The 22,642-nt window shown below is 64.4% G+C and carries 23 protein-coding genes and 1 riboswitch; of the genes, 14 read left to right on the plus strand and 9 right to left on the minus strand.

Annotated features, from left to right (window positions below; translation table 11 throughout):
* Positions 1 to 24: 24 nt before the first annotated feature.
* Both FPB55_RS11455 and FPB55_RS11460 read left to right on the plus strand, forming a co-directional pair.
* Positions 25 to 1,098 carry a metal-dependent hydrolase gene (locus FPB55_RS11455; RefSeq protein ID WP_144188190.1) on the plus strand — a complete coding sequence of 358 codons (1,074 nt, stop codon included), beginning with the start codon at positions 25 to 27 and terminating at the stop codon, positions 1,096 to 1,098.
* 3 nt (positions 1,099 to 1,101) lie between these two features.
* Complete coding sequence (locus FPB55_RS11460) at positions 1,102 to 1,794, plus strand: TraX family protein (protein WP_144188192.1); 693 nt, start codon at positions 1,102 to 1,104, stop codon at positions 1,792 to 1,794.
* Positions 1,795 to 1,829: 35 nt separating this feature from the next.
* Here FPB55_RS11460 and FPB55_RS11465 read toward each other — a convergent pair whose 3' ends face one another.
* Positions 1,830 to 3,350, minus strand: coding sequence for an FAD-dependent oxidoreductase (locus FPB55_RS11465; RefSeq protein ID WP_144188194.1), 1,521 nt, complete (start codon positions 3,348 to 3,350; stop codon positions 1,830 to 1,832).
* A gap of 174 nt (positions 3,351 to 3,524) precedes the next feature.
* Positions 3,525 to 4,853 (minus strand): MFS transporter, encoded by a 1,329-nt coding sequence (locus FPB55_RS11470; RefSeq protein ID WP_029886214.1) that lies wholly within the window; start codon positions 4,851 to 4,853, stop codon positions 3,525 to 3,527.
* A 163-nt stretch (positions 4,854 to 5,016) separates the two neighbouring features.
* Here FPB55_RS11470 and FPB55_RS11475 point away from each other — a divergent pair, with 163 nt between their 5' ends.
* Together FPB55_RS11475 and FPB55_RS11480 are read left to right on the plus strand one after the other, a co-directional pair.
* Positions 5,017 to 6,114, plus strand: a complete 1,098-nt coding sequence (locus tag FPB55_RS11475; RefSeq protein WP_144188196.1) for a sugar diacid recognition domain-containing protein — start codon at positions 5,017 to 5,019, stop codon at positions 6,112 to 6,114.
* Positions 6,115 to 6,255: 141 nt separating this feature from the next.
* Positions 6,256 to 7,398: a glycerate kinase gene (locus tag FPB55_RS11480; protein WP_144188198.1), complete on the plus strand. Its 1,143-nt coding sequence runs from the start codon at positions 6,256 to 6,258 to the stop codon at positions 7,396 to 7,398.
* Here the strand turns inward: FPB55_RS11480 and FPB55_RS11485 are convergent.
* Positions 7,388 to 8,338: a site-specific integrase gene (locus FPB55_RS11485; protein WP_054904714.1), complete on the minus strand. Its 951-nt coding sequence runs from the start codon at positions 8,336 to 8,338 to the stop codon at positions 7,388 to 7,390. The two genes, FPB55_RS11480 and FPB55_RS11485, sit on opposite strands and share 11 nt — an antisense overlap.
* Positions 8,339 to 8,444: 106 nt before the next feature.
* Positions 8,445 to 8,559: riboswitch (TPP riboswitch) on the plus strand.
* Positions 8,560 to 8,648: 89 nt separating this feature from the next.
* On the opposite strand from FPB55_RS11485, the gene FPB55_RS11490 reads away from it, so the two are divergent.
* The 5 genes from FPB55_RS11490 to codA all read left to right on the plus strand — a co-directional run bounded on the left by FPB55_RS11490 (position 8,649) and on the right by codA (position 13,915).
* Entirely contained in the window at positions 8,649 to 9,296 is a 648-nt protein-coding gene (locus FPB55_RS11490) for a TenA family protein (RefSeq protein ID WP_144188200.1), read from the plus strand.
* A gap of 2 nt (positions 9,297 to 9,298) precedes the next feature.
* A complete protein-coding gene (tenA, locus tag FPB55_RS11495; RefSeq protein ID WP_054904713.1) occupies positions 9,299 to 9,958 on the plus strand; it encodes a thiaminase II in 660 nt (219 codons plus the stop codon).
* Positions 9,959 to 10,195: 237 nt separating this feature from the next.
* On the plus strand, positions 10,196 to 11,458 hold the full coding sequence (gene codB, locus FPB55_RS11500; RefSeq protein WP_144188202.1) for a cytosine permease: 1,263 nt from the start codon (positions 10,196 to 10,198) through the stop codon (positions 11,456 to 11,458).
* Complete coding sequence (locus tag FPB55_RS11505) at positions 11,455 to 12,672, plus strand: PucR family transcriptional regulator (protein ID WP_125854847.1); 1,218 nt, start codon at positions 11,455 to 11,457, stop codon at positions 12,670 to 12,672. The genes codB and FPB55_RS11505 overlap by 4 nt, the downstream gene beginning before the upstream one ends.
* A gap of 4 nt (positions 12,673 to 12,676) precedes the next feature.
* Complete coding sequence (gene codA / locus FPB55_RS11510) at positions 12,677 to 13,915, plus strand: cytosine deaminase (RefSeq protein ID WP_009686916.1); 1,239 nt, start codon at positions 12,677 to 12,679, stop codon at positions 13,913 to 13,915.
* A 48-nt stretch (positions 13,916 to 13,963) separates the two neighbouring features.
* Here the strand turns inward: codA and FPB55_RS11515 are convergent, their stop codons facing one another.
* Both FPB55_RS11515 and FPB55_RS11520 read right to left on the minus strand, forming a co-directional pair.
* The gene (locus FPB55_RS11515; protein ID WP_115295288.1) at positions 13,964 to 14,965 is read right to left on the minus strand and encodes a threonine/serine dehydratase; all 1,002 of its coding nucleotides are present in this window, start codon (positions 14,963 to 14,965) and stop codon (positions 13,964 to 13,966) included.
* 117 nt (positions 14,966 to 15,082) lie between these two features.
* The gene (locus FPB55_RS11520) at positions 15,083 to 15,691 is read right to left on the minus strand and encodes a PAS domain-containing protein (protein ID WP_144188204.1); all 609 of its coding nucleotides are present in this window, start codon (positions 15,689 to 15,691) and stop codon (positions 15,083 to 15,085) included.
* Positions 15,692 to 15,942: 251 nt separating this feature from the next.
* Between FPB55_RS11520 and FPB55_RS11525 the strand changes: the two genes are divergently transcribed.
* Both FPB55_RS11525 and FPB55_RS26255 read left to right on the plus strand, forming a co-directional pair.
* Entirely contained in the window at positions 15,943 to 16,929 is a 987-nt protein-coding gene (locus FPB55_RS11525; protein WP_144188206.1) for a DNA-binding protein, read from the plus strand.
* 55 nt (positions 16,930 to 16,984) lie between these two features.
* Positions 16,985 to 17,146, plus strand: a complete 162-nt coding sequence (locus FPB55_RS26255; RefSeq protein ID WP_167524213.1) for a DUF6021 family protein — start codon at positions 16,985 to 16,987, stop codon at positions 17,144 to 17,146.
* A 98-nt stretch (positions 17,147 to 17,244) separates the two neighbouring features.
* Here FPB55_RS26255 and FPB55_RS11530 read toward each other — a convergent pair whose 3' ends face one another.
* From FPB55_RS11530 to FPB55_RS11540, 3 genes are all read right to left on the minus strand, one after another.
* The gene (locus FPB55_RS11530; protein WP_054904707.1) at positions 17,245 to 17,496 is read right to left on the minus strand and encodes a hypothetical protein; all 252 of its coding nucleotides are present in this window, start codon (positions 17,494 to 17,496) and stop codon (positions 17,245 to 17,247) included.
* A gap of 14 nt (positions 17,497 to 17,510) precedes the next feature.
* Positions 17,511 to 18,011, minus strand: a complete 501-nt coding sequence (locus tag FPB55_RS11535; RefSeq protein ID WP_054904706.1) for a DUF4142 domain-containing protein — start codon at positions 18,009 to 18,011, stop codon at positions 17,511 to 17,513.
* Between the two features lie 107 nt (positions 18,012 to 18,118).
* On the minus strand, positions 18,119 to 18,832 hold the full coding sequence (locus FPB55_RS11540; protein ID WP_009686909.1) for an MgtC/SapB family protein: 714 nt from the start codon (positions 18,830 to 18,832) through the stop codon (positions 18,119 to 18,121).
* A gap of 391 nt (positions 18,833 to 19,223) precedes the next feature.
* Here FPB55_RS11540 and FPB55_RS11545 point away from each other — a divergent pair, with 391 nt between their 5' ends.
* Entirely contained in the window at positions 19,224 to 19,691 is a 468-nt protein-coding gene (locus FPB55_RS11545; RefSeq protein WP_009686908.1) for a sterol desaturase family protein, read from the plus strand.
* An 11-nt stretch (positions 19,692 to 19,702) separates the two neighbouring features.
* On the opposite strand, the gene FPB55_RS11550 is transcribed toward FPB55_RS11545, so the two are convergent.
* Positions 19,703 to 20,596: a bile acid:sodium symporter family protein gene (locus FPB55_RS11550; RefSeq protein ID WP_144188208.1), complete on the minus strand. Its 894-nt coding sequence runs from the start codon at positions 20,594 to 20,596 to the stop codon at positions 19,703 to 19,705.
* A gap of 183 nt (positions 20,597 to 20,779) precedes the next feature.
* Between FPB55_RS11550 and FPB55_RS11555 the strand changes: the two genes are divergently transcribed.
* Positions 20,780 to 21,646, plus strand: a complete 867-nt coding sequence (locus FPB55_RS11555) for a Dyp-type peroxidase (RefSeq protein WP_047150156.1) — start codon at positions 20,780 to 20,782, stop codon at positions 21,644 to 21,646.
* Positions 21,647 to 21,730: 84 nt separating this feature from the next.
* Entirely contained in the window at positions 21,731 to 22,639 is a 909-nt protein-coding gene (locus FPB55_RS11560; protein ID WP_115294094.1) for an aldo/keto reductase, read from the plus strand.
* Positions 22,640 to 22,642: the final 3 nt, after the last annotated feature.

A 22,642-nucleotide genomic window follows, 5' to 3' on the forward strand; every position in this document is an offset into this window, starting at 1 on the left:
TCACCACCTGCCAGGAATGCTCCCTTGGACTCGATTACCCAAGCTGTACTCGGCGCCGCCCTGCAGGGTGCCGTGCTGGGCCGCCTGCAAGGGCGCCGCGCGCTGTTGTATGGCGCGGCGCTGGGCACGCTGCCAGACCTCGACGTGATCATCCGCTACGCCGACCCGGTGTCGCAGATGACTTACCACCGCGGCTTCTCCCACTCGCTGTTCGTGCTCACTGGGCTGGCCTTGCTGCTGGCCTGGCTGGTCAACAAGTGCTGGCCCGACAAAGGCTATACCTTGAACAGGCTGTTCCTGGCGTTCTGGCTGGTGCTGATCACCCACCCATTGCTCGATGCCTTCACGGTCTATGGCACCCAGTTGTTCTGGCCTCTGCCAGTCACACCGCAAAGCTGGGCTGCGGTATTCATCATTGACCCGGTGTATACCCTGCCCCTGGTGGCCGTCGTTATCTACGCGGCCGTGCGCGGAGTGACTGCCAGGGCCACGCGGCTGCTGACCCTTGCACTGGTGTTCAGCACGGCGTACCTCGGCTTCGGCCTTGCCGGGCGCATGGCCGCCGAGCAGCGCTTCCAGGCCGCACTGGACCAGCAAGGTGTCGTCACCACTGAACTGCGGGCCGTGCCCATTGCCTTCAACAGCCTGGTCTGGCGAGTGTTGGCGAAAACGCCCGGGGGTGACTATTACGAGGGCATCAGCAGCGCCTTCGACCGGCAGGCGCCAGAAATGCAGCGCTTGCCGCGCAACACGCAGTTGGCGCAGGTGTTGGCCACCGATGAGCTGTATCAGCGTTTGCGCTGGTTCACCGATGACTGGTTGCGTTACGACCAGGTCGGCGACGTGCTGGTGGTAACGGACTTGCGCATGGGTATCCCGGGCAACTACAGCTTCCGTTTCCGCATGGCGCACCGGGACAGCCAGGGGCAGTGGGTGGTCGATGTGCCAACGGCTTTCCAAACCGGGCCCGGGTCGATGTTCAACAGGCGCGACCTGGTGCTGATCTGGCGGCGTGTCTTGGAGCAGCAACCACCGCTGCCGTTGGCCCTGTGGACCGAGCGCTACCTGGGCCTCAGCCCTGCCGAACGCGAGCGCTGAGGGTTGCGCTCGGCGGGGCTGGACCTGGTCAAATGGACCGCCATGGCGACCATGGTCGCCGATCACCTGCGCTTTCTATGGCCCACAGCCGATGGCCTGTTCGTGGTGGGCAGGCTGGCGTTCCCGTTGTTTTGCCTGGCCATTGCAGTGAATGTGCAGCGGGCCAGGGCTGGGTCTTTCAATAGCATGGGCAATGTGCGCTACCTGGGGCTGATGCTGCTGTTCGCGGTGCTGTCGGAACCTGCATATCGCTGGCTGGACGGCGGCTCGCAGACATTGAACGTGATGCCGACGCTGGTATTGGGGTTGCTGGTGGCCTGGGGTGTGCATTACCCGTTGCTGTCGCTGCGTTTGCTGGGTTTGGCGGCCGGGCTGGCAGGTTTTTTGTTCAGTGGGCAGTTGATGTATGGAGTGCCCGGGGTATTGCTGCCAGGCGCCTGCCTGATGGCGCGCCGGCAGGGCGGCGCGGCCTGGGTGTTCCCTTGCCTGCTGGCCATGGGCGGCAACCTGACCAACAGCTGGTTGCAGGCGCATTTGCTGGCACCGATCACCCTGCTCACACTGCTGAGCGCGGCCTCGGCGCTTGCGCTTGGCTCAGCGCTGTTGCGCCATGATGATTGGCGGGTGCCGGCAGTGGGGCGCTGGGGCTATCTGTTTTATCCAGTGCATCTGCTGGTAATAAAGGTGCTGTCCTGAGCCTGTGATCGGAGGGCGGGCCTACCCAAGCCCCTTCAGCCGATCAGCGTCAGGGCCTGTTGCAGGGTCAACGGCTGTTTCATACGCTGCGACAGCGCCGCCATGGCGTCGGAATACCCCCTGGCAATCACTGCCTCGACCTGCTCGTTCACACACTGCAGGGCAATGAAGTCACCTGTTTCCGGCTCGCCGACGAACTCGATGCGGTTCCAGTCCCGTGCGTGCCCCAGCACCTCGAAGGTAACCCCGTGCTGGTAGGTCCAGAAGAACGGCACGTCGGCGTAGCGGCGTTGCTCGCCGAGCATGTTGGCCGCTGCGATCACCCCCTGTTGCTGCGCCAGGCGCCAGTGCTCGATGCGCACCGGGCGCCCGGCAAGCGGGAATGTGGCGATGTCCCCTGCCGCCCACAGGCCGGGGGCAGCACGCATGTCGGCGTCGACCCTCACCGATTTGTCTTCCCCAAGGGGCACCCCGTGCAGAAACGCCGTCGCGGGGCTGACGCCGGTTCCCAGCACGACCAAGGCTGTTTGCAGGCGCTCGCCGTTGGCCAGTACCACGGCCTCGACCTGCCCCTGGCCTTCGATCAGCTTGACCTCGGTGGGGCCGTGAAAAGTCACCCCTTGAGCCTCATGCAGCGTGCGCAGGCAACGGCCAATGCGTTCACCCAGCTGTCGAGCCAGGGGGATCTCGTGGCGGGCTACCACATGCACCCGCGCGCCGTACGCCTGCAGGGCCGAAGCGGCCTCCAGGCCGATGAAGCCGTCGCCCACAATGACCACCGGCTGGCCGGGCTCGGCCGCATCGAGCACGCGCTCAGCATCGTCGCGGGAACGCAGGGTGAACACCCCAGGCAGATCGATCCCGGCCAGTTGCGGGCGCACGGGCTTACCGCCGGTGGCAAGCAGGCAAGCGTCATACGCGATCGACTGGCCGTCAGCCAAGGTGATTTGGCGGTGCTGGCTGTCAACGCTGCGCACCTTGCCATGCTTGCGCTCCAGTTGGCCTTGGCGCAAGGCATCGGCGTCGAGCAAGGCGGGTACTTCGTCGGGCGGCATCTGCCCGGCGATCACGAATTTGCTCAGCGAGGTCCGGTCATAGGCGGGCTGACGCTCCTGGTCTATCCACACCAGCCGGCCGGCAAAACCTTGCCTGAGCAGGGCGGCCACCGCAGCGCTGCCCGCGGCCCCGGCACCCACCACCACAAAGCAGCGGGCATCGCTGTGCCTGGGCGGCTCGACGGCAGCCAGGGGCTGGTCATCTACCCACACCTGATCGCCCTTGAGCCACACCTGGTAGCGGCGCAGGTCGGCAAGTGCCGGCGGTTCGCAGACTGCGCCGTCGTCGACGGCAAACGCGGCTTTGTGCCACGGGCAGACCAGTAGCCCGGCGCACACCACTCCCTCGTCGAGCGGCGCGCCGGCGTGCGGGCAATTGGCCTGGTAGGCGTGTACCTGCTGGCCTTGGCGGACGAGGATGATCTCTTCGCTGCCGGCCTGAACGCGCAACGGGCGGTGCTCGTCGAGTTGTGCCAGGCAAGCCACGGCGTACTGGGTCATGGGGGTTCTCCAAAGGGGGCCTTTGGAACCATTTGACGCCTGAGGTGGGCAGGGGATGCGTTGGGCTGACGACCGGTGTTCCGGTGGTAACGGGCCAGGCCCGCTGCCACTAGAACACCCCCGTTGCATCACTATGCTGGCGTGGTCTGGCAGCGGGCTGGCTCGCCGCTGGACTCAATTGGCCCGGGCAGCACTCAGTGCACCGGCCCTGGTCACGCGCAGCGCCACCAGGCTACCGAGCACGATCAGTGCCGCCAACGAATACAGGGCGGCATCGGTGGACCCGGTCTGGTCTTTGATGAACCCCACCAGGTACGGGCTGAGGAAGCCGGCCATCTGGCCGACCGAGTTGATGATCGCCAGGCCGGCCACGGCGGCACTGGCGCTGAGCAGCGCCGTGGGCATCGGCCAGAACATCGGCAGACCGGTGAGCGCGCCCATGGTGGCGATGGACAGGCCAAGGATGGCAATGGCCGGGTTGGCGGCGAAGTTGACTGCGATCAGCAAGCCCATGGCGCCCATGAGCATCGGCACCACCAGATGCCAGCGGCGTTCGTTGCGCAAGTCGGCCGAGCGCCCGCACAGAATCATGAAGACCCCGGCCAGCAGATACGGAATGGCGCTCAGCCAGCCGATCAGCAGCGGGTTGTCGAAGCCCATGCCCTTGATGATCGACGGCAACCAGAAGTTGATGGCGTAGACACCGCTCTGGATACAGAAATAAACGAAACCAAAGGTCCAGATCAGCGGGTTGGTCAGTACCGCTAGTACACTGTCGCCGGTAGTGGCGGGCTTGCTGGCAGCGTCGGCCGCCAGGTCTGCGGCGATCAGCTGGCGTTCGCCCGCGCTCAACCAGGCAGCCTTCTGGTAACCGTCACTGAGCAGGAACACTGCCAGAATGCCCAGGGCCACGGTGGGCAGGCCCTGGATCAGGAACATCCATTGCCAGCCGGCCAGGCCATGCTGGCCGGCGGCGAAATGTTCGAGGATCCAGCCGGAGAACGGCCCGCCCAGCAGACCCGAAACCGGGATAGCCGACATGAACAAGGCCATGATGCGCCCGCGTCTGGCTGCCGGGAACCAGCGCGAAAGGTACAACACCACGCCCGGGAAGAAGCCGGCTTCGGCCGCCCCAGTGAGCAGGCGCAAGGTATAGAACTCGGTCGGGGTGGTGACGAACAGCAGGCAAGTGGACAAACTGCCCCAGGCGATCATCATCAGCGCGATCCAGCGCCGAGGGCCGAAGCGGTTGAGCGCCAGGTTGCTGGGCAGGCCGCACAATACATAGCCGATGAAGAAGATGCCGGCGCCAAGGCCGTACACGGTTTCGCTGAACTTCAGCGCGTCGAGCATCTGCAGCTTGGCAAAGCCGACGTTGACGCGGTCCAGGTAATTGAACAGGTAGCAGATGAAAATGAACGGAATCAGCCGCAGGGTGACGCGCCGGTACAGCGCGTTGCGGGTGGTGTCCGTGCCTTGGTCAGGGGCTGGGCTGTGTGCCATGATCGGATTCTCTGTTGTTATGGTTATCGCCGCGTCGCCTGTGCCGGCGCTCGCCCTGACGAGTCTCGGGGACTGCGGCGTGCCTGTCTTTGTGCTTTTGCACAGTGCTGGGCGCGGGCTGCTGTGCCCGAGCCCAAAAGCCTAACACCCTAAGGACCGTGCAATGTTCGAACTCGACCATGACCTGGCACAGGATATCGTTGACCGGGCGATGGCCATTCTGCCGTGCAACGTCAATGTCATGGACAGCCAGGGGTTGATCCTGGGCAGCGGCGAGCCGGAGCGCATCAACACCCGCCATGAAGGCGCCCAGTTGGTACTTGCCAACGGCCGGATCGTCGAATTGGACACTGACGCGGCCAAATGCCTGAAAGGCGTGCAGCCTGGGGTCAACCTGCCGTTGATGCTCGACGGCAGGTTGATGGGCGTGCTGGGCCTGACCGGCGACCCGCAGCACGTGCGAACCTACGGTGAACTGGTGCGCATGACCGCCGAAATGCTGCTGGCCCAGCGCCATTTGCAGGCCGACCAGCAGTGGCGGCGGCAGCGCTGTGACGACCTGCTGGCGTTGCTGCTTGGCGGCAGCGGTGATTCCCCGCGGTTGCTCGACGAAGCCCGGCAACTGGGCCTGAAGCCACAGCTGCCGCGTGTGCCGTGCTTGTTCGAACTGGCCTCGGGGCCGGCCGCCGAGGCACTGGCAGCGTGGTTGATCAGCCGTTACCCCGACAGCTGGTGCGTCAGCCCGGCGCGGCAGTCGTTGCTGTGGTGCCGCCCGGCGGGTGTCGCACTGGATGAGCCGCGCCTGCTGGAACGCCTGCAACGGCATGGCTGGGAAGTGGAACGGCTAGCCCTGGGCAGCGCCGCGCAGAGCCTGGAGCAGTTGCGCCGGGGTTACCGTCGGGTGCGTGACTTGCTGGCTTATGGCCGTGAGGTATTGCCTGGCGAACGCCTACTCAGCCTGCAGCGCTACCGGCTGCCGGCGCTGCTGTGGCGCCACCGCAATGATGACGCACTGGATGAACTGCTGGAACCGTTGCAGCGCATACGCGTCAAGGACAGCAGCGGCCAGCTGCTGACTACGCTGCGGGCATGGTGTGCCCATGACGGCCAGAGCCAGGCCTGTGCCGATGCCTTGGGCATCCACCGCAACAGCCTGCGCTACCGGCTGGAGCGCATTGCCGAGTTGGGCGAGGTCGACCCGCTGCGGATGGAAGGCATGCTGAGCTTGTACCTGGGGTTGCAGCTGTTGCCTGCAAACTGAAGCATTTCTCTGTTGCGGCCCTATCGCCGGCACAGGCCAAAGGCATCCGCCCAAACAACCCACCCAGGGTTTTGTGCATTTGACCGAGGCCGCCTGGGCGCACAGCTGTCAGCATGCCGCCATCAGGACAGGAGAATCCCCATGAAGATCGTCATTGCCCCCGACTCGTTCAAGGACAGCCTCGATGCTGCCGGGGTTGCGCGCGCCATCGCCGCCGGCTTGCGTGAGGGTTGCCCGGGTGTGCAGGTGGTCGAATGCCCGATGGCCGATGGTGGCGAAGGCACCATGGACGCGATCCTTGCCGCCAGCGACGGCGAGCTGCGCCGCCAGACCGTGCGCGGCCCGCTGGGGCAGAGCGTGGAAGCCGGCTGGGGCTGGTTGCCGCACAGCCGCACGGCAATCATCGAAATGGCCCAGGCCAGTGGCCTGCAGCTGGTCCCAACCGGGCAGCGCGATGCCTGCCGCAGCAGCACCTGGGGTACCGGCGAGCTGATTGCCGCCGCGTTGGCTGCCGGCGCACAGCGCGTGGTACTGGCCATTGGCGGCAGTGCCACCAACGACGCCGGTAGCGGCATGTTGCGTGCGTTGGGCCTGCGCCTGCTGGATGCCAATGGGCAAACGCTGGAAGAAGGCGGCCTTGCCCTGGCCAAGCTGGCCCGTGTTGACGCGAGCGACCTCGACCCGCGGCTGGCCGAGGTGCAATTCGAGGTCGCTGCCGACGTCGACAACCCGCTGTGCGGGGCCAACGGTGCATCGGCGATCTTCGGCCCGCAGAAGGGCGCCAACCCGCAGCAGGTGCAGGCGCTGGACCAGGCGCTGGGGCATTTTGCCGACCAGTGTGCGCAGTTGCTGGGTGAGGATGTGCGTGACTACCCAGGTTGTGGCGCCGCCGGTGGCATGGGTTTCGCCGCGCGGGCATTCATGGGCGCGCAGTTCCGCCCCGGGGTAGAGGTGGTGGCGGAACTGGCCGGGCTCGATGCTCTGGTCCAAGGTGCTGATCTGGTGGTGACGGGCGAGGGGCGCTTCGATGCACAGACCTTGCGCGGCAAGACGCCAATGGGCGTGGCCCGGGTCGCCAAGCGCCACGGGGTACCGGTGGTGGTACTGGCCGGAACCTTGGGTGAGGGCTACCAGCAGTTGTATGCGCACGGCGTGGATGCGGCCTTTGCCCTGAGCAGTGGGCCAATGAGCCTGGAGCAGGCGTGTGCCGATGCCGTTGAGCTGCTGCAGGCGCGGGCCTGTGACATCGCCCGCCTGTGGCGCTGCGCAGCCGTCAGGGGATGAGTACCTGCTCATGGCCGGCCGGTAGGGCGGCCAGTTCGCCGAAGCGTTGTGCCGCATCGATGTAGCGCAGCGCCGACTTGGCGTCTTTCCAGCCCACATAGCTCATCAACGCTTTCAACTCCCAACCATTGGCGGTGGCCCAGGTGGCGAAACCGCGCCGCAGCGAGTGGCCGGTGTACAAGGCTGCCGGAACCCCGGCGCGTGCCAGCATGCGCCTTAGCAGCCCCACCAGGCTGTTGCTGTTGAGCGCGCTGTCGCCCAGGTTGCCCCAACGGTCGAGCTTGCGAAACACAGGCCCGTGGGCAATGCCGGCAACCTCCAGCCATTGCAGGTAGGCCGTGACCGGGCACAGGGCCTTGAGCGCGGGGGTGCGGTGCTGCACCCCCAGCGCTTCGCGGTCACCCTTGCTGCGTGGCAGGAACAGGGTGATGCCGACACCCGCTTCGGCCTGGACATGCTCGACGCGCAGGCGCGCCAGCTCATCGCCACGAAAACCCCGCCAAAAGCCCAGCAACAGCAGCGCGCTATCGCGCCGTGCGCGGCGCAAGGCGGCCAGGTCGTGATTCTCACGGGCCTGGCGGGCTTCCTCTTCAAAACAGGCGACCGCCGTTTGCAGGTGCTGCAGCAGCAGCGGGGCAGCCTGCTTGGGTGGGGCCGGGTGCAAGCTACGAATGCCGCGCAGCACCTGGCGCACCAGGGGGGCCTTGGTGGGGTCGGGAAAGCCCTGGGCAACGTGCCATTGACTAAGCGCGGCCAGCCGTTGGCGCAGCGTGCTCACGGCATGCTGGTCGGCATGCTCGGCCAGGTAGCGGGCGATGCTCTCGGCGGTGGCCGGCAGAAAACCGCCCCAGTGGCTTTCGAAGTGTTCGACGGCAGCCTGATAGCTACGCCGAGTGTTGTCGCGGGTGGCGGCGCGCAGGTAGCGTTCGATATCGGTCATGGTGCAAGCGGCGGTGGAGGACGGCTACACGATAAACCTAAATCACCCGGCTGTCCCGGGTGTGATCCGGCGCGCTGTACAGCAGCGGCACGCTACGGTATACCTGAGCGCGACCAAGGGGAGCCCGGCAACGGGCTGAGAAACCGCTGAGCATCGCAGCGCGGTGACCCTTCGAACCTGATCCGGATCATGCCGGCGAAGGGATGGGCTCGATACGTGTCGTTACCTGCCTTTTTGCCGGCCTCACATGCGAGGCTCGTCCATGTCCAGTGCCAAGGTCTCGCTGCCATCCCCCCACAAGGACAGCACCATGACCGAACGCTTCAGCCAGACCCTGCGCCGCCATAGCCACCCGACCTGGTCGGCCGCCGTTGGCCACCGTTTCGTGACCCAACTGTGCGACGGCAGCCTGCCGGCGCCGGTCATGATCGACTACCTGGTGCAGGACCACCGCTTTCTCGACAGCTTCCTGACCTTGCTCGGTGCCGCCATCGCCACTGCCGATACCTTCGAGGCCCGGCTGCGCTTCGGCCGCTTTGCCGGCATGATCTGCAGCGAGGAGAACACCTATTTCCTGCGCGCGTTCGAGGCGCTGGATGTCAGCCCGGCGCAACGGCGCGAACCCGCCGATACCGCACCCACCGCCGGTTTCAAGGCGATCATGCGCGAAGCGGCCGCCACCCGCTCCTACGCGGCGGCGCTGGCGGTGCTCAACGTTGCCGAGGGCCTGTATCTGGACTGGGCGCTTAAAGCGCCAAAGCCCTTGCCGGAGAACTTTGTCCATGCCGAATGGATCACGCTGCATGACAATCCGGCCTTCCAGGACTTCGTTGCCTTCCTGCAGGCTGAACTGGACCGGGTAGGCCCGCAGGCGGCGGCGCTGGCCAGTGACTTCTACCAACGCACCGTGGCACTGGAGCTGGCCTTCTTCGATGCCATCTACCCGGAGGGCCAGTGAGCATGGATATCTTCGAGCGCCTGAAAACCGCCGCCAACCGCCCCTGGGCCCGCTATGTCACGCACGACTTCGTGCAGCAGATGGGCGCGGGCACGTTGAGCGAGCAAGCGTTTCGTACCTACCTGGTGCAGGACTACCTGTTCCTGGTCCAGTTTGCCCGGGCCTGGGCGCTGGCTGCCTACAAAAGCCGACGCCCGGCGGACATTCGTGCCGCACAGACCACGCTGGCGGCCATTCTCGATGAAACCGAGCTGCACCTGCGGCTATGCGCGCGCTGGGGGTTGAGCCAGGCCGACATTGAAGCGGCGCCAGAGCATCAGGCCACCGTGGCCTACACCCGTTACGTGCTGGACTGCGGCGCTGCCGGGGACCTGCTGGAGCTGCAGGTGGCACTGGCCCCCTGCGTGGTCGGCTATGCCGAAATCGGCCGCGCCCTGGCCGAGCAGATTGGCGACTTGAGCGGCCACCCATACCGCGAGTGGATTGGCGAGTACGCGGGTACAGCCTACCAGGGGGTGGCTGCGGCAGCTCGCCGGCACCTCGACGAGCTGGCAGCACGCAGCATGACCGAGCAGCGTTTTGCCGAACTGGCAGCCATTTTCGCCCAGGCCTCCAGCCTGGAAGCGGATTTCTGGCAGATGGGGCTGGACGGGGCGGCATAACGTTGCGTGCGGTGTCGGGCTGAGTGGTTACTACTCAGCCCGGAACCGCTTTGGTGCATGAATGCCTCAAAAGAAGTCGTGCCGCACACTTTCACCGGGGTAAAACCCGGCTTTACTGGTCACTGTGCACATGCACCAATGGGCTGCATGCCCGGTTTTTTTCGCTGTTTGACGGCCGCAAAAAGCGGCCCGCATCTTGCTCCAGCTGCTCCCAACTACAACCTGGAGCCCCGTGCAATGAGCTCACCCAGCGAATTTCCACTCAGCGAAGCGCCGCCATCAGCCCGCAAGGGCCTGCTGCCGATCACCATGGTCTTGTTCAGTTTCACCTTCTTCACCGGCACCATGTTTGCCGGCGGCAAACTGGGCATGGCGTTCAGTTTCGCCGACATGCTATGGGTCGCCACCCTCGGTAACAGCTTGCTTGCGCTGTATGCCGCCGCGTTGGCCTTCATCGCCTCGCGTAGCGGCCTGAACACGGTGTTGATGGGGCGTTTCTGTTTCGGGGAGGCAGGCAGCCGGCTGTCCGACTTCCTGCTGGGCTTCGCCGAACTGGGCTGGTACGCCTGGGGCACCGCCACGGTGGCGATCGTGCTGGTCAAGCTGCTTGGCCTGGCAGAGGGTTTCAGCCTGCCGTTGATGGTGCTGTTCGGCCTGGGCTTCAGCATCACCGCCATCCTCGGTTTCAAGGGGCTGGATGTGCTGGCCCGGGTTTCGGTGCCACTGATGTTCGTGCTGCTGTTGGTGTCGATGTACATTGCCACCCGCGATGCCGGCGGGTTCGCCGGCCTGGCGGCGGTAGTACCGCATGAGACCATGACGTTTTCGGCGGCAGTGACCATGGTGTTCGGTACCTTTGCCAGCGGCGCTACCCAGGCGACCAACTGGACACGCCTGTCGCGCAGCGGGCGGGTAGCGGTGAGCGCCAGTGTGGTCGCGTTCCTGCTGGGCAACGGCCTGATGGTGGTGGCAGGCGCCTGGTGCGCCATGGTCTACCAGCAGGCCGATATCGTCGAAGTGATGATGCTGCAGGGCTTGTCCTTTGCCGCAGTGGTCATGCTGTGCCTGAACCTGTGGACCATCCAGGGGCCGACCATCTACAACGTTTCGGCTGCCGCGTGCCACCTGCTGCGCAGCGAACGGCGGCGCACGGCGACCCTGTTGGCGGCCGCTGTGGGTATCGTGCTGGCCATGGGTGGCATGTACGAGATGCTGATCCCGTTCCTGGTGCTGCTGGGTTCGATCATTCCGCCGGTGGGTGGCGTGATCATGGCCGATTTCTGGTACCGCCACCGTGGTAAATACCCGGCGCTGGGCACTGCAACGCTGCCCCGTTACAACCTGGTCGGGCTGTTGGCCTACGCCGTTGGCGCCGTACTGGCCTACGCTTCGCCGTGGGTGGCACCGCTGGTGGGTATCGGCGCCTCGGCGCTGTGCTACATCGTCGTGCTCGAGCTGGGCGGGCGCCGCGCAGCGGCCCAGGCGGGCGTCGAACCGTGAGCCTGGCGCTGGAAGAAATCCTGCAGCTGCCCGGCCTGCACGAGATGAGCGTGCGCGCCGGGGCGCGCAACCTGCAACGGCGGGTACGCTGGCCTTATGTGGCAGAAAACGAAGGTATCGCCGAATGGGTGATGGGCGGCGAGCTGGTGTTCGTCACCGGCATCAACCACCCACGGGGTGAGGCCAACCTGCTTGCGCTGGTCGAAGACGGCGACGCCGTCGGCATTGCCGGGCTGGTAATCCTCACCGGCGGCAGTTTCATCCAGCACATTGCGCCTGCAGTGATTGCCCGTGCCGAGCAGCTGGGTTTGCCACTGATCGAACAGCCTTACGCCCTGAAAATGGTGGTGGTCACCCACTTGATCGGTACTGCGCTGGTGCAGATGACCCAGGTTCGCCGCTCGCGCAACGACATCCTCGGCCAACTGCTCAGTGGCGATTACCCAAGCCTGGCGATTGCCCGGCAGCGCGCTGCGCACCTGCAATTGGCGCTGGATGAGCCGCGCCGGCTGCTGGCCTTGCGCCTGGCCGGGGTCGATGAGCTGTTCGAGCGGTTGGGGCTGACGCTCGGCGAGCGGCGCTGGCAGCACACCCGCCAGGCCCTGGAGGACCAACTGCAAGCCTGGTGCCGGCAGCAGCCGGGCAGCGTCACGGCGCACCTGCCCGGTGACCTGTTCGTGGTGTTGCTGGCCGACACCCAAGACCTGCCGGAACGATTGGCCGGGTTGTACCGGCAATTGCAAGGGGTGGCCGGCGAGTTGAGCCTGTACATGGGGCTTTCCAGCCTTGCCGAAGACTGTGCACACTACCGCCAGGCCTTGAATGAAGCGCGCCAGGCACTGGATGTGGCCCGGCACCTGCGCCCGGCCAGTGGTTACTGCAATTTCAGTGAGCTAGGCGTGCTGCGCTTGCTACAGGGCATCGTCGACCGCTCGCTGATCGACGATTTCGTCAGCCGTACCCTTGGCCCGCTGCTGGTACCAGGGCGTAAGCAAGCCACTGCATTGGTCCACACCCTCGACGCCTTGCTCATGGAAAATGGCAACAGCCTCAAAGCCGCCCAGCGCCTGGGCCTGCACCGTAACACTGTCAATCAGCGCATACAGCGCATCGAACAACTGAGCGGGCAGTCGATCGACGACCCGCTTTTTCGCATGAATGCTTCGGTCGCCATGTTGGTATGGCGCATGAGCGAAGCCCACGGCAAGGAGTAACCGCATGAACATCATCAACGCCCGGCTGCGCGGCAAACCCGGCTTGTTCCGCATTGAACTTGCTGGCGAGCGCATCAGCGCAATCGTGCCGCAGGCAAACGTGGTGGCGCAGGCGCCCGGCGACCTGGACGCTGCACAGAACCTGGTGGTAGCGCCCTTTGTCGAGCCGCACATCCACCTTGACGCCACGCTGACGGCCGGTGAGCCGAGGTGGAACATGAGCGGTACGCTGTTTGAGGGCATCGAGTGCTGGGCCGAGCGCAAGCAGTTCACCACCCACGATGACATCAAGGCCCGCGCGAAGAAAACCATTGGCATGCTGGTGGACCACGGTATCCAGCATGTGCGCACGCATGTCGATGTCACCGACCCGACGCTTACCGCGCTCAAGGCCATGGTCGAGGTACGCGACGAAGTACGCGGGCTGGTCGACCTGCAGATCGTTGCGTTTCCGCAGGAGGGCATCGAGTCGTATGCCAACGGCAGGGCATTGATGACCGAAGCGGTGGCCATTGGTGCCGACGTGGTGGGGGGCATTCCGCATTTCGAGAACACCCGCGACCAGGGCGTGTCGTCGATAAAATTCCTGATGGACCTGGCCGAGCGCAGCGGCTGCCTGGTAGACGTGCACTGCGACGAAACCGACGACCCGCAGTCACGTTTTCTTGAAGTTCTGGCCGAGGAAGCCCGGGTGCGTGGCATGGGCGCCCGGGTCACCGCCAGCCATACCGTGGCGATGGGTTCGTATGACAACGCTTACTGCTACAAGCTGTTCCGGCTGTTGAAGCTGTCGGGCATCAACTTCGTGTCTTGCCCAACCGAAAGCATCCACTTGCAAGGGCGCTTCGACAACTACCCCAAGCGCCGTGGGGTTACCCGGGTAGCCGAAATCGACCGCGCCGGCATGAACGTGTGCTTTGGCCAGGACTCCATCGTGGACCCGTGGTACCCGCTGGGCAACGGCAACATCCTGCGCATTCTCGAAGCCGGGCTGCACATCTGCCACATGCTCGGCTACGAAGACTTGCAGCGTTGCCTGGACCTGATCACGGACAACAGCGCCCGCACCCTGAACCTTGGCGAGCACTATGGCATCGAGGTGGGGCGCCCAGCCAACCTGTTGCTGCTGTCGGCACCCGATGACTACGAGATGGTGCGCAGCCAGGGGCATGCGCTGGTCTCGGTGCGCCATGGCAAGGTGCTGATGCAGCGCACGCCAGCCCAGGTGCAGCGCCTGCTCTGAGCGGTTCAGGTTGGGGCCCGGCGCTATGCCGGGCCCTGGCGTCAGCTGTCACCCGACCGCTTCGAGGAACTTGTCCAGGACAATGTTGCGGCCACACAGGACCACCGCAACCCGCTTGCCTTGGTACTGCCTGGCCAGTTTCTGCATGCCGGCGACGGCAACTGCCGCAGCGCCTTCGATGATCCAGCGCTCGTGGCGGGCGATGTCGCGCATGGCTGCACGGATTTCGTCCTCGCTGACCAGCACCGTCCCGGTGACCAGCGCCTGGCACAGCGGGAAGCTGACAGCACCTGGCTCGATGCCACCGGCGGTGCCGTCGGAAAGGGTTTCGCGCGCCTCGACTTCGATGATCTTACCCGCCTGTAGCGAGCGCGCCAGTGCGGGGTCATTTTCGGGCCAGCAACCAATGATCTCGGTGCCCGGCTTGAGCACGCGCAGGGCGGCGCCGATACCGGCAATCAGCCCGCCGCCGCCCACCGCGACGAATACCGCGTCCAGGTCGGGTGCCTGCTCGAACAACTCCATTGCGAGGGTGCCTTGGCCTGCGATGACCTGCAGGTCGTTGTACGGCGACACGAACGGCACACCCTGCAGCCGCGCTTGCCTGGCGGCCTCCAGTTCTGCACCCAATGGGTCGCTGGGCAGGCAGATGACTTCGGCGCCCAAGGCACGCATCGCTGCCAGCTTGTAGGCCGACGCTGAAGCGGCGCTGTACACCGTCACCGGCACCCCAGCCGCGTTGCCGGCCATTGCCAAGGCCTGTCCGTGGTTGCCCGAAGACGCGGCGATCACCCCGGCAGCCCGCTGTTCGGTTGGCAGCAGGCGGATCTTGTTGCTGGCGCCGCGAAACTTGAACGAACCGGTGTGCTGCAGGTGTTCGCATTTAAGCAGCACATCGCAACCGGTCTGCTCCGAGAGGCGGGCGCTGCGGGTCAGCGGCGTCACACTGACGGCAGGGCGCAGTGCCGCATGGGCATCCTTTATGGACCGAAAAAGCCCATCCAACTGGGTGGCATCGATAATGGGCGCAAGAGCGGGAGTGGCTGCCATGCTGTAAACCTGCATAGATATGGAATATACGTCTACCGTAGACGTTTATTCTATTCGACACAAGCAGGCGTGCACATGCGTCGCCGTGCTCATCCCGGCAAGCCAGCGATAGTGGGTTTAAAGGGCCTTGAGCTCTTTCAGGTACTTGTACACGGTCGCGCGCCCCATGCTCAGTACGTTGGCCACATACTCCACGCCACTGCGGCCTTGAAACGCGCCCTCGGCATGCAGCGCCTGCACCAGGCTGCGCTTGTCCTTCATGCGCAACGTTTGCAGTGACAGGTTGCGCGCCTGCAGCCAGCCATGCAGGAAGGTGTTGATGCGTTCCTGCCAGTCATTGCGGAACAACGCGTCCGGTTGCGGCACCACACGGCTCATCTGGAAAAACGCATCCAGCGCAACACGGGCCTGCTCCAGTACCGACACGTTCAGGTTGATGCACATCAGGTGCTCGGCTTCGCCCTGGGCATTGCGCAACACGGTGCTGATCGAACGGACCTTCTGGCCGTTCCAGTTGAGTTTCTCGTAAGGGCCAAGGTTCGTGCCCTGGAGCAAGTCGCCCAGTTCATGATCGATCGCCGAGTCGTCACCCAAGGCGCGTTGGGAGAAGTTGTTGGCGATGTGCACCACCGTCTGGCTGCGCAGGTCGTGGACGATGACTTCCGCGTGCGGGTACAGCAACAGGGCGATGCTGTCGGCAATTGCCTTGTAGTTATCCAGGGTCATTTGTTTCGGGTGCTTTTCGCAGGGGCAGGAACCGGACGTACATGGTGGCGGCAAAGCGCCTGGGACACAAGGCGGGTGGTTGCAGAGTCTCGTACCGCTGCCAGCACTACCAAACGCACAAATTCACCCCTCACATGCGATAAGCCGTGATTATTCCATGTGAGAAAACCTTTGCTGACCAAGGCAATCATTGGCAGAATCAGTACGTAATTACATGCTACATAACACATTACGAAATCGTAGGAGCACTCATGGCCCGGGGCGGCATAAACAAGGTGGTGGTGCAGCAGGCACGCCAGGCGCTGATCGCCCGGGGCGAAAACCCCAGCATCGATGCCATTCGTATCGAACTGGGCAATACCGGCTCGAAGACCACCATTCACCGCTACCTCAAGGAGCTGAACGGCCAGCAGCCGGTTGCCGCGGAAGGTGGCGTTGCATTGAGTGAGGTGCTGGCCCGCATGGTTGGGCAATTGGCGACCCAGTTGCAGGACGAGGCCGATCTGACCATCGAGCAGGCCGAAAGCACGTTTACCCAGCAGCGTGAACAGCTGGAGGCGCAGCTCGAAAGCGCCCAGCAAGCCCTGGCCGCAGCGCATCAGCAGCACCAGATCGATGCCGCAGCACTGGCCGCCGAGTCCGAGCGGCTGCTGTCCACGCAAAGCACGTTGCAGGCCGAACAGCTACGCAGTGCGAGCCTCAACCAGTCGCTGGGCGAACTGCAGCTGCGCCTGGCAGACAAGGACGAGCAGATCCAGTCACTGGAAGACAAGCACCGCCATGCCCGCGACGCCCTTGAGCATTACCGCAGCGCCAGCCGTGAGCAGCGCGAGCAGGAACAACGCCGGCACGAGGCGCAATTGCAGCAGTTGCAGGTGGAAGTGCGCCAATTGCAGCAGGGCATGATCGTCAAGCAGGACGAACTGACCCGCCTGCACCGCGATAACGAGCGCTTGCTCGGTGAGCACCGCCAAGTGGCCAGCGAATGCCGGGCGCAGGGGGAATTGCTGGAGCAACGTGATGCGCAGATCCAAGGTTTGCGCACGATCCTGGCGCAGGCGCAGGGCGCCAGTGAGGAAATGCGCCGGCAACTGGAGACCCAGGCACAGAGCCTGGAACAACGGCGCGAGCTGTGTACCGAGCAAGCACGGCAGCTGAAACACTTCGAGGAACAACTGCGCGAGCGTGACGAGGCGTTGGCGCAGTGCCGGGCGCGGGTGGCCGAAGCAGCAGGTTAATCAAACTTTTTCGTGGCAGCGCTTTCTTCCCTAAACACCTCAAGGAGATAGCGCCATGCCTGATAAACAACCACCGCACAAACAGGGGCCGCACTCGTCGGAGCAGGCGGACAAGCAGAGTGACCTGGGTTTCGACCCGGATTCGCCGGACCTCGACGATCCGCAGGTTGACCCGCAGGGCCCCGCCAAACCACCCAGGGATGTGGAGAAGAAATAGGGAATGCCCGCCAGCTGAGCGAAATGGGCTGGCGGGTTTACCGAGGGATTTGCCCGGCCTGTGACGCCAGGCGGCGCAAATCCCCGGTTTGCCAGCGCTTAGCCCTCGGCCCGCCTGGCGGCGTCCACACCGGCCGCCGACAGCTTGATGGGGTACTGGACGCTGATTTGGTGGTCGCTGCTGACCACCACGCTGCCATCATGAATCAGGCCGTCGTCCTGCAGGGTCTTGAGCATGCCTGCAACGGCCTTCTCGCCACGATAGTTGTCCAGCACCTCCTTCCCCAGCCCCTGTGGGTGAGCATGCAGCAGACGGGTAAGTACTTCGCTTTTCAGTGCATCGTTACTCATGTCGAACCTCACGTTCACTTAGCGTGTTTGGCCTGTAGTGCCTTGGCGTGCTCCAGGTGCTGTTCCAGCTTGGGCAGGGTTTCGCTGGCGAAGGCCTTCAGCTCAGCCTTGTCGGAGGACGCAGCTTCTTTCTTGAACAGCTCGACCGCTTTCTCGTGCGCATCGACCTGGTTGTTGAGGTAAGACTTGTCGAACGACTCGTCACGCCATTCCAGGATCATCTTCTTGACCTTGTCGGTCATCGCCGCGTCGTCGGGTACCGAAATATCCAGTTTACGGGCGATGTCGCCGAGCTTCTGGTTGGCCTGGGTATGGTCGGTGACCATTTGCTGGGCGAAGCTCTTGATCTCTGCGTTCTGGCTTTTCTCCTGGGCCAGGTTGCCGGTAACCACTTCGGCGATGCCGGACTCGACCGCTGCATCGACGAAATCATTGGAGCTGGCTGCCAGCGTGTGGGCCGATACCAGACCCAGCACCATCGATAACCCGACACGCTTGATGAAAAGACTGCTCATGCTTCACTCCTTAAACCTTGGCGCGACTTCAGTGTCGCGTACGGTTGAGGGGCGGGGCAGGGCAAAGGTTTAATCTTTTTCATCACCGGCAGCGAACCCGGTGGCGCTCAATCCACGGCCAGCACCTGTTGCTGAAGTTGCCAACGCACTGAACTCACGCCCTTTTCCAGGCTGACCCGGCTGACCAGGCGCTCCAACTGCGCCGGTGCTTGGGCGGTGCCCAACAGCTCTGCACGCACCTCAAGCCTGGCCGGGTTGTCCAGGTCGGCACTTTGCAGCGACTGCAGGCGTAGCTGCGGCTCGGCCAGGCTGTGCAGCATCAGGCTGCGCACCTGGATCTCGTCCTCGGCGCGGCAGACGATGCGCACTTCGAAATGCTGTTCGTGCTCGCTGGCGGGCACCACGCCCTGGCGGTCAAGGCGTTGGGCGATGTCGCGCAGCAGGATATTCGCGCACAGCACCACCAGGCTACCCAGCGCGGCCTCCAGCAACAGCCCCAGGCTGCACAAGACACCGACCGCTGCCGTGCACCACAGGGTGGCGGCGGTATTCAGGCCGCGCACATTGAAGCCATCGCGCATGATCACCCCGCCGCCGAGAAAACCAATGCCCGAGACCACATAAGCGGCAACGCGTGAGGCATCGGCAGCGGCCATGCCGGGCACTGCCTGGGTCATCAGCACGAACAGGCAGGCCCCGGTACTGACCAGTGCATTGGTGCGCAGCCCGGTCAGGCGCTGGCGCAACTGGCGTTCGGCGCCGATCAGCGCCCCTAGCAGCAGCGCGACACTGACGCGCAGCAGAAAAACATTCCAATCCATAGCTCACCTCTTCCACGGGCACACGCCCGCATGAGCGCCTTCACTGGGCGCGGTTGAAAAACCAGAAAGATGCGCAGGACCACGGGGGGAGGGAGGTGAAGCGGGGTTACAAGAAACCACCGTCTTGCCAGGCTGGCCAGACAGTGCAGGACACTGCCGGGCTAGCGCGCCACGTGGGCCTGTCGCAAGCGACTGGGGCTACTGTCCAAAGCGGGTCTCCTGTTGGGCTAAATTGCGCCGCGGACCATACGCCCCGCGGCAAAGCCGGTCAAGGGTGCAAAGATGACAATGGCTTAATCGGCACATGCCCTGCGGCAGCGCCTGCCACATGGAAAAAAAAACCATCAGCCGGTAACCTTGCGCCACCCTATGCGATCACCCGGACCGTTCCATGCTGCTCAATCTGACCGTGCTGTTCGGCACCCTGGTGGCCATGGAGGGCGTAGGCACGCTGGCCCACAAGTACATCATGCATGGCTGGGGCTGGTGCTTGCACCGCTCGCACCATGAGCCACAGCTAGGCATGCTCGAAACCAATGACCTCTACCTGCTGGCGTTGGCGCTGATAGCCGCCGCCCTGATCGCCCTGGGCAAGGGCGGCCATGCGCCGCTGCAGTGGGTGGGCGGTGGCGTGGCGGGCTATGGCGTACTTTATGTACTGGCCCATGATGGTTTCTTTCATCGGCACTGGCCGCGCCGGCCACGGCCGGTCAACCGCTACCTCAAACGCCTGTACCGGGCGCACCGGCTGCACCATGCAGTGAAGGGGCGCACCGGGGGTGTGTCGTTCGGTTTTTTCTACGCGCCGCCGTTGAAGGTGTTGAAACAGCAACTGCGGGGCAAGCGCAACCGGCGCTGACTGCCTGGCCGTTACCCGGCGGTGCCGCGTTCAGGCTGCCCCACGGCGTGCCCACGGCTCACCCACCAGCCGAAACCGGCGGCGGTGAAGAACATGATCAGGCTGTACAGCGCTGCCGGCACTGCCATGGTCGGGTTGTTCAGCAGCGACGGGCTGAGGGCCAGGGCAATCGCCAACGTGCCGTTATGTATGCCGATTTCCATGCCGATGGCGATGGCCTGGCGCTTGGGGATGTTGAGCAGGCGCGGTACCCAGTACCCCACCGCCAGGCTCAAGATGTTGAACAGCAGCGCCGCCAGGCCCACGACCGGTGCGTACTCGACCACCGTCTGCCAGTCCTTGGCCAGCGCCAGGACAATGGTGAATGCCAGAAACAATGCCGCCACCAGCTTCATCGGCTTTTGCATGCCCGCGGCAAACGCGGGGGCAAAGCGGCGAATCAGCATACCCAGCGCCACCGGCAGCAGAACAATGGCGAACACCTGCATGACCTTGGCGAACTGCAGCGGTATGGCCTGGTCCGACGCCATGAACCAGCTCAACGACAGGTTGACCAGCAGCGGCATGGTGAGAATCGCGATCAATGAGTTGACCGCTGTGAGGGTGATATTCAACGCCACATCGCCATGTGCCAGGTGGCTGAACAGGTTCGCCGTGGTGCCGCCCGGCGAAGCGGCCAGCAACATCAACCCCACCGCCAGCGCCGACTCCAGGCCAAAACCGTTGGCGATCAGGAAGCACACCAGCGGTAACAGCAGAATCTGGCAGGCCAGGCCCACCACCACGGGCTTCGGATATTTCACCACCCGTGCGAAGTCGGCCAAGGTCAACGACAGGCCAAGGCCCAGCATGATGATGCCCAAGGCCAGGGGCAGAACGGCGGTGAGCAGGGGCGAGGCGGTCATCGGTAGTCTCTCGGGCGAAGGATCCGAAGCAGTCTAGGTGGGCCGGGGTGGATAGGTAATTGCAAAGAGCCAGCTCTTGGTAACCATTTGTTACCAGAGACATCCCTCATCGGCGCTGTATGGCGCGTTGCAGCAAGCCCGCAGGCGCAGTAGCATGCCGCCTTTTTCGAGGATTAGCCTGTCATGCCGTTCCAGCAAGGTCTGCTTGCCACCCCGGTGCCGGCCCACGCCCGCCACCTGTTCTTCACCCTGCAATCGCCCGAGGCGTTGCCTGCCGCCCTCGATGCCTTGCTACCGCAGGTCGATGGCGTGCAGGTGATTCTGGGCGTAGGCGCGCCCATGGCCAAAGCCCTGGGGCGTGAAGTACCTGGCCTGCGTCCTTTCCCGCTGCTGGATGCGGCGGTAGAGAACCCCAGCACCCAGCATGCGTTGTGGCTGTGGCTGCGTGGCAATGAGCGGGGCGACCTGCTGCTGCGGGCCCAGGCACTGGAGCAGGCGTTGGCGCCGGCCCTGCGCCTGGCCGACAGCGTTGACGGTTTCCTGCACCGGGGTGGGCTGGACCTGACCGGCTACGAAGACGGCACTGAGAACCCGGTGGACGAGGATGCGGTGCAGGCAGCGATCGCTGCCGATGGTTCCAGCTTTGCTGCGTTTCAGCTGTGGAAGCACGACCTGGCGTACTTCAAGTCGCTGCCCCAGGCCGACCAGGACAACATCATGGGCCGCCGCCTCAGTGACAACGAAGAACTCGACGACGCGCCCGAGTCGGCACACGTCAAGCGTACTGCCCAGGAAAGCTTCGAGCCCGAGGCCTTCATGGTGCGCCGCTCGGTATCCTGGGCCGATCAGCGCGGCGCCGGCCTGGCCTTCGTTGCCCTGGGCCGCAGCTTCGATGCCTTCGAAGTGCAACTGCGGCGCATGAGTGGCCTGGAGGACGGCATCATTGACGGCCTGTACCGCTTCAGCCGGCCCCTGAGCGGCGGCTACTACTGGTGCCCGCCAATCAGCGCCACCGGTGTCGACCTGAGCCCGCTGCTGCAGGCCAGGTAAAAACATCCGGACACAGAAACGCCCACGCGCGCCGGGTAGAGCGACTAGCCTTGGAAGTTTCCCTGGCATGACGGGAGCTTTTCCATGTATGCACGTCGTGATGTCCTACGCGTGGGTGCTACGTTAGGCCTATTGGCCAGCGCCCCTTGGTTGCACGCGGCCACGCCGGCAGGCATGTTGACCCGCGCCGTACCGTCCAGCGGTGAAGCGCTGCCGGTCATTGGCGCCGGGACTTCGGGCAGTTTCGAGGTTGAAGCCGGTTCGGCTGCCTACCAGCAACTGCGGGCAGTGCTCAAGGCCTTTTTCGACGGTGGCGGGCGGGTGATCGACACCTCGCCCAATTACGGTGGCGCCGACAGCATTCTTGGCCAATTGCTGGAGGAGGGGGGTTGGCATTCACGCTGCTTCATTGCCACCAAGATTGCCGCCGACAGCCGCGCAGAAGCCCAAGCGCAATGGGCTGACAGCCTGAAGCGGCTGCGTACCGACAAGGTCGACCTGTTGCAGGTGCACAACCTGCGTGACTGGCGAACCCAACTGCCCTACGCGCGCGAACTCAAGCAGCAGGGCAAAACCCGCTATGTCGGGATCACCCATTACCTGAACAGTGGCCACGCCGAGGTCGCCGAGCTGGTGCGCAGCGAGGCGCTGGATTTCATCCAGATCAATTACTCGGTCAGTGCCCCCCAGGCGGCCCGTGAATTGCTGCCGTTGTGCCAGGAGCGGGGTGTAGCGGTGCTGATCAACCGCGCGTTCGACGATGGGCGCCTGTTCACCCGCGTCAAAGACCAGCCGTTGCCCGGCTGGGCCGCTGAAGCGGGCATCGGCAGCTGGGCGCAGCTGTTTCTCAAGTTCGCCATCAGCCACCCGGCGGTGACGACGGTAATTCCCGCCACCGGTCGGCCAGATCGCCAGCTCGACCAGCTGAAGGCTGGCCAGGGCCCACTGCTTACCCAGGCGCAGCAACAGGCGCTGATCAGGCAATTCACCTGAGCG

It is taken from the genome of Pseudomonas sp. BJP69 (assembly GCF_007633355.1).
GTDB classification, from domain to species: domain Bacteria; phylum Pseudomonadota; class Gammaproteobacteria; order Pseudomonadales; family Pseudomonadaceae; genus Aquipseudomonas; species Aquipseudomonas juntendi.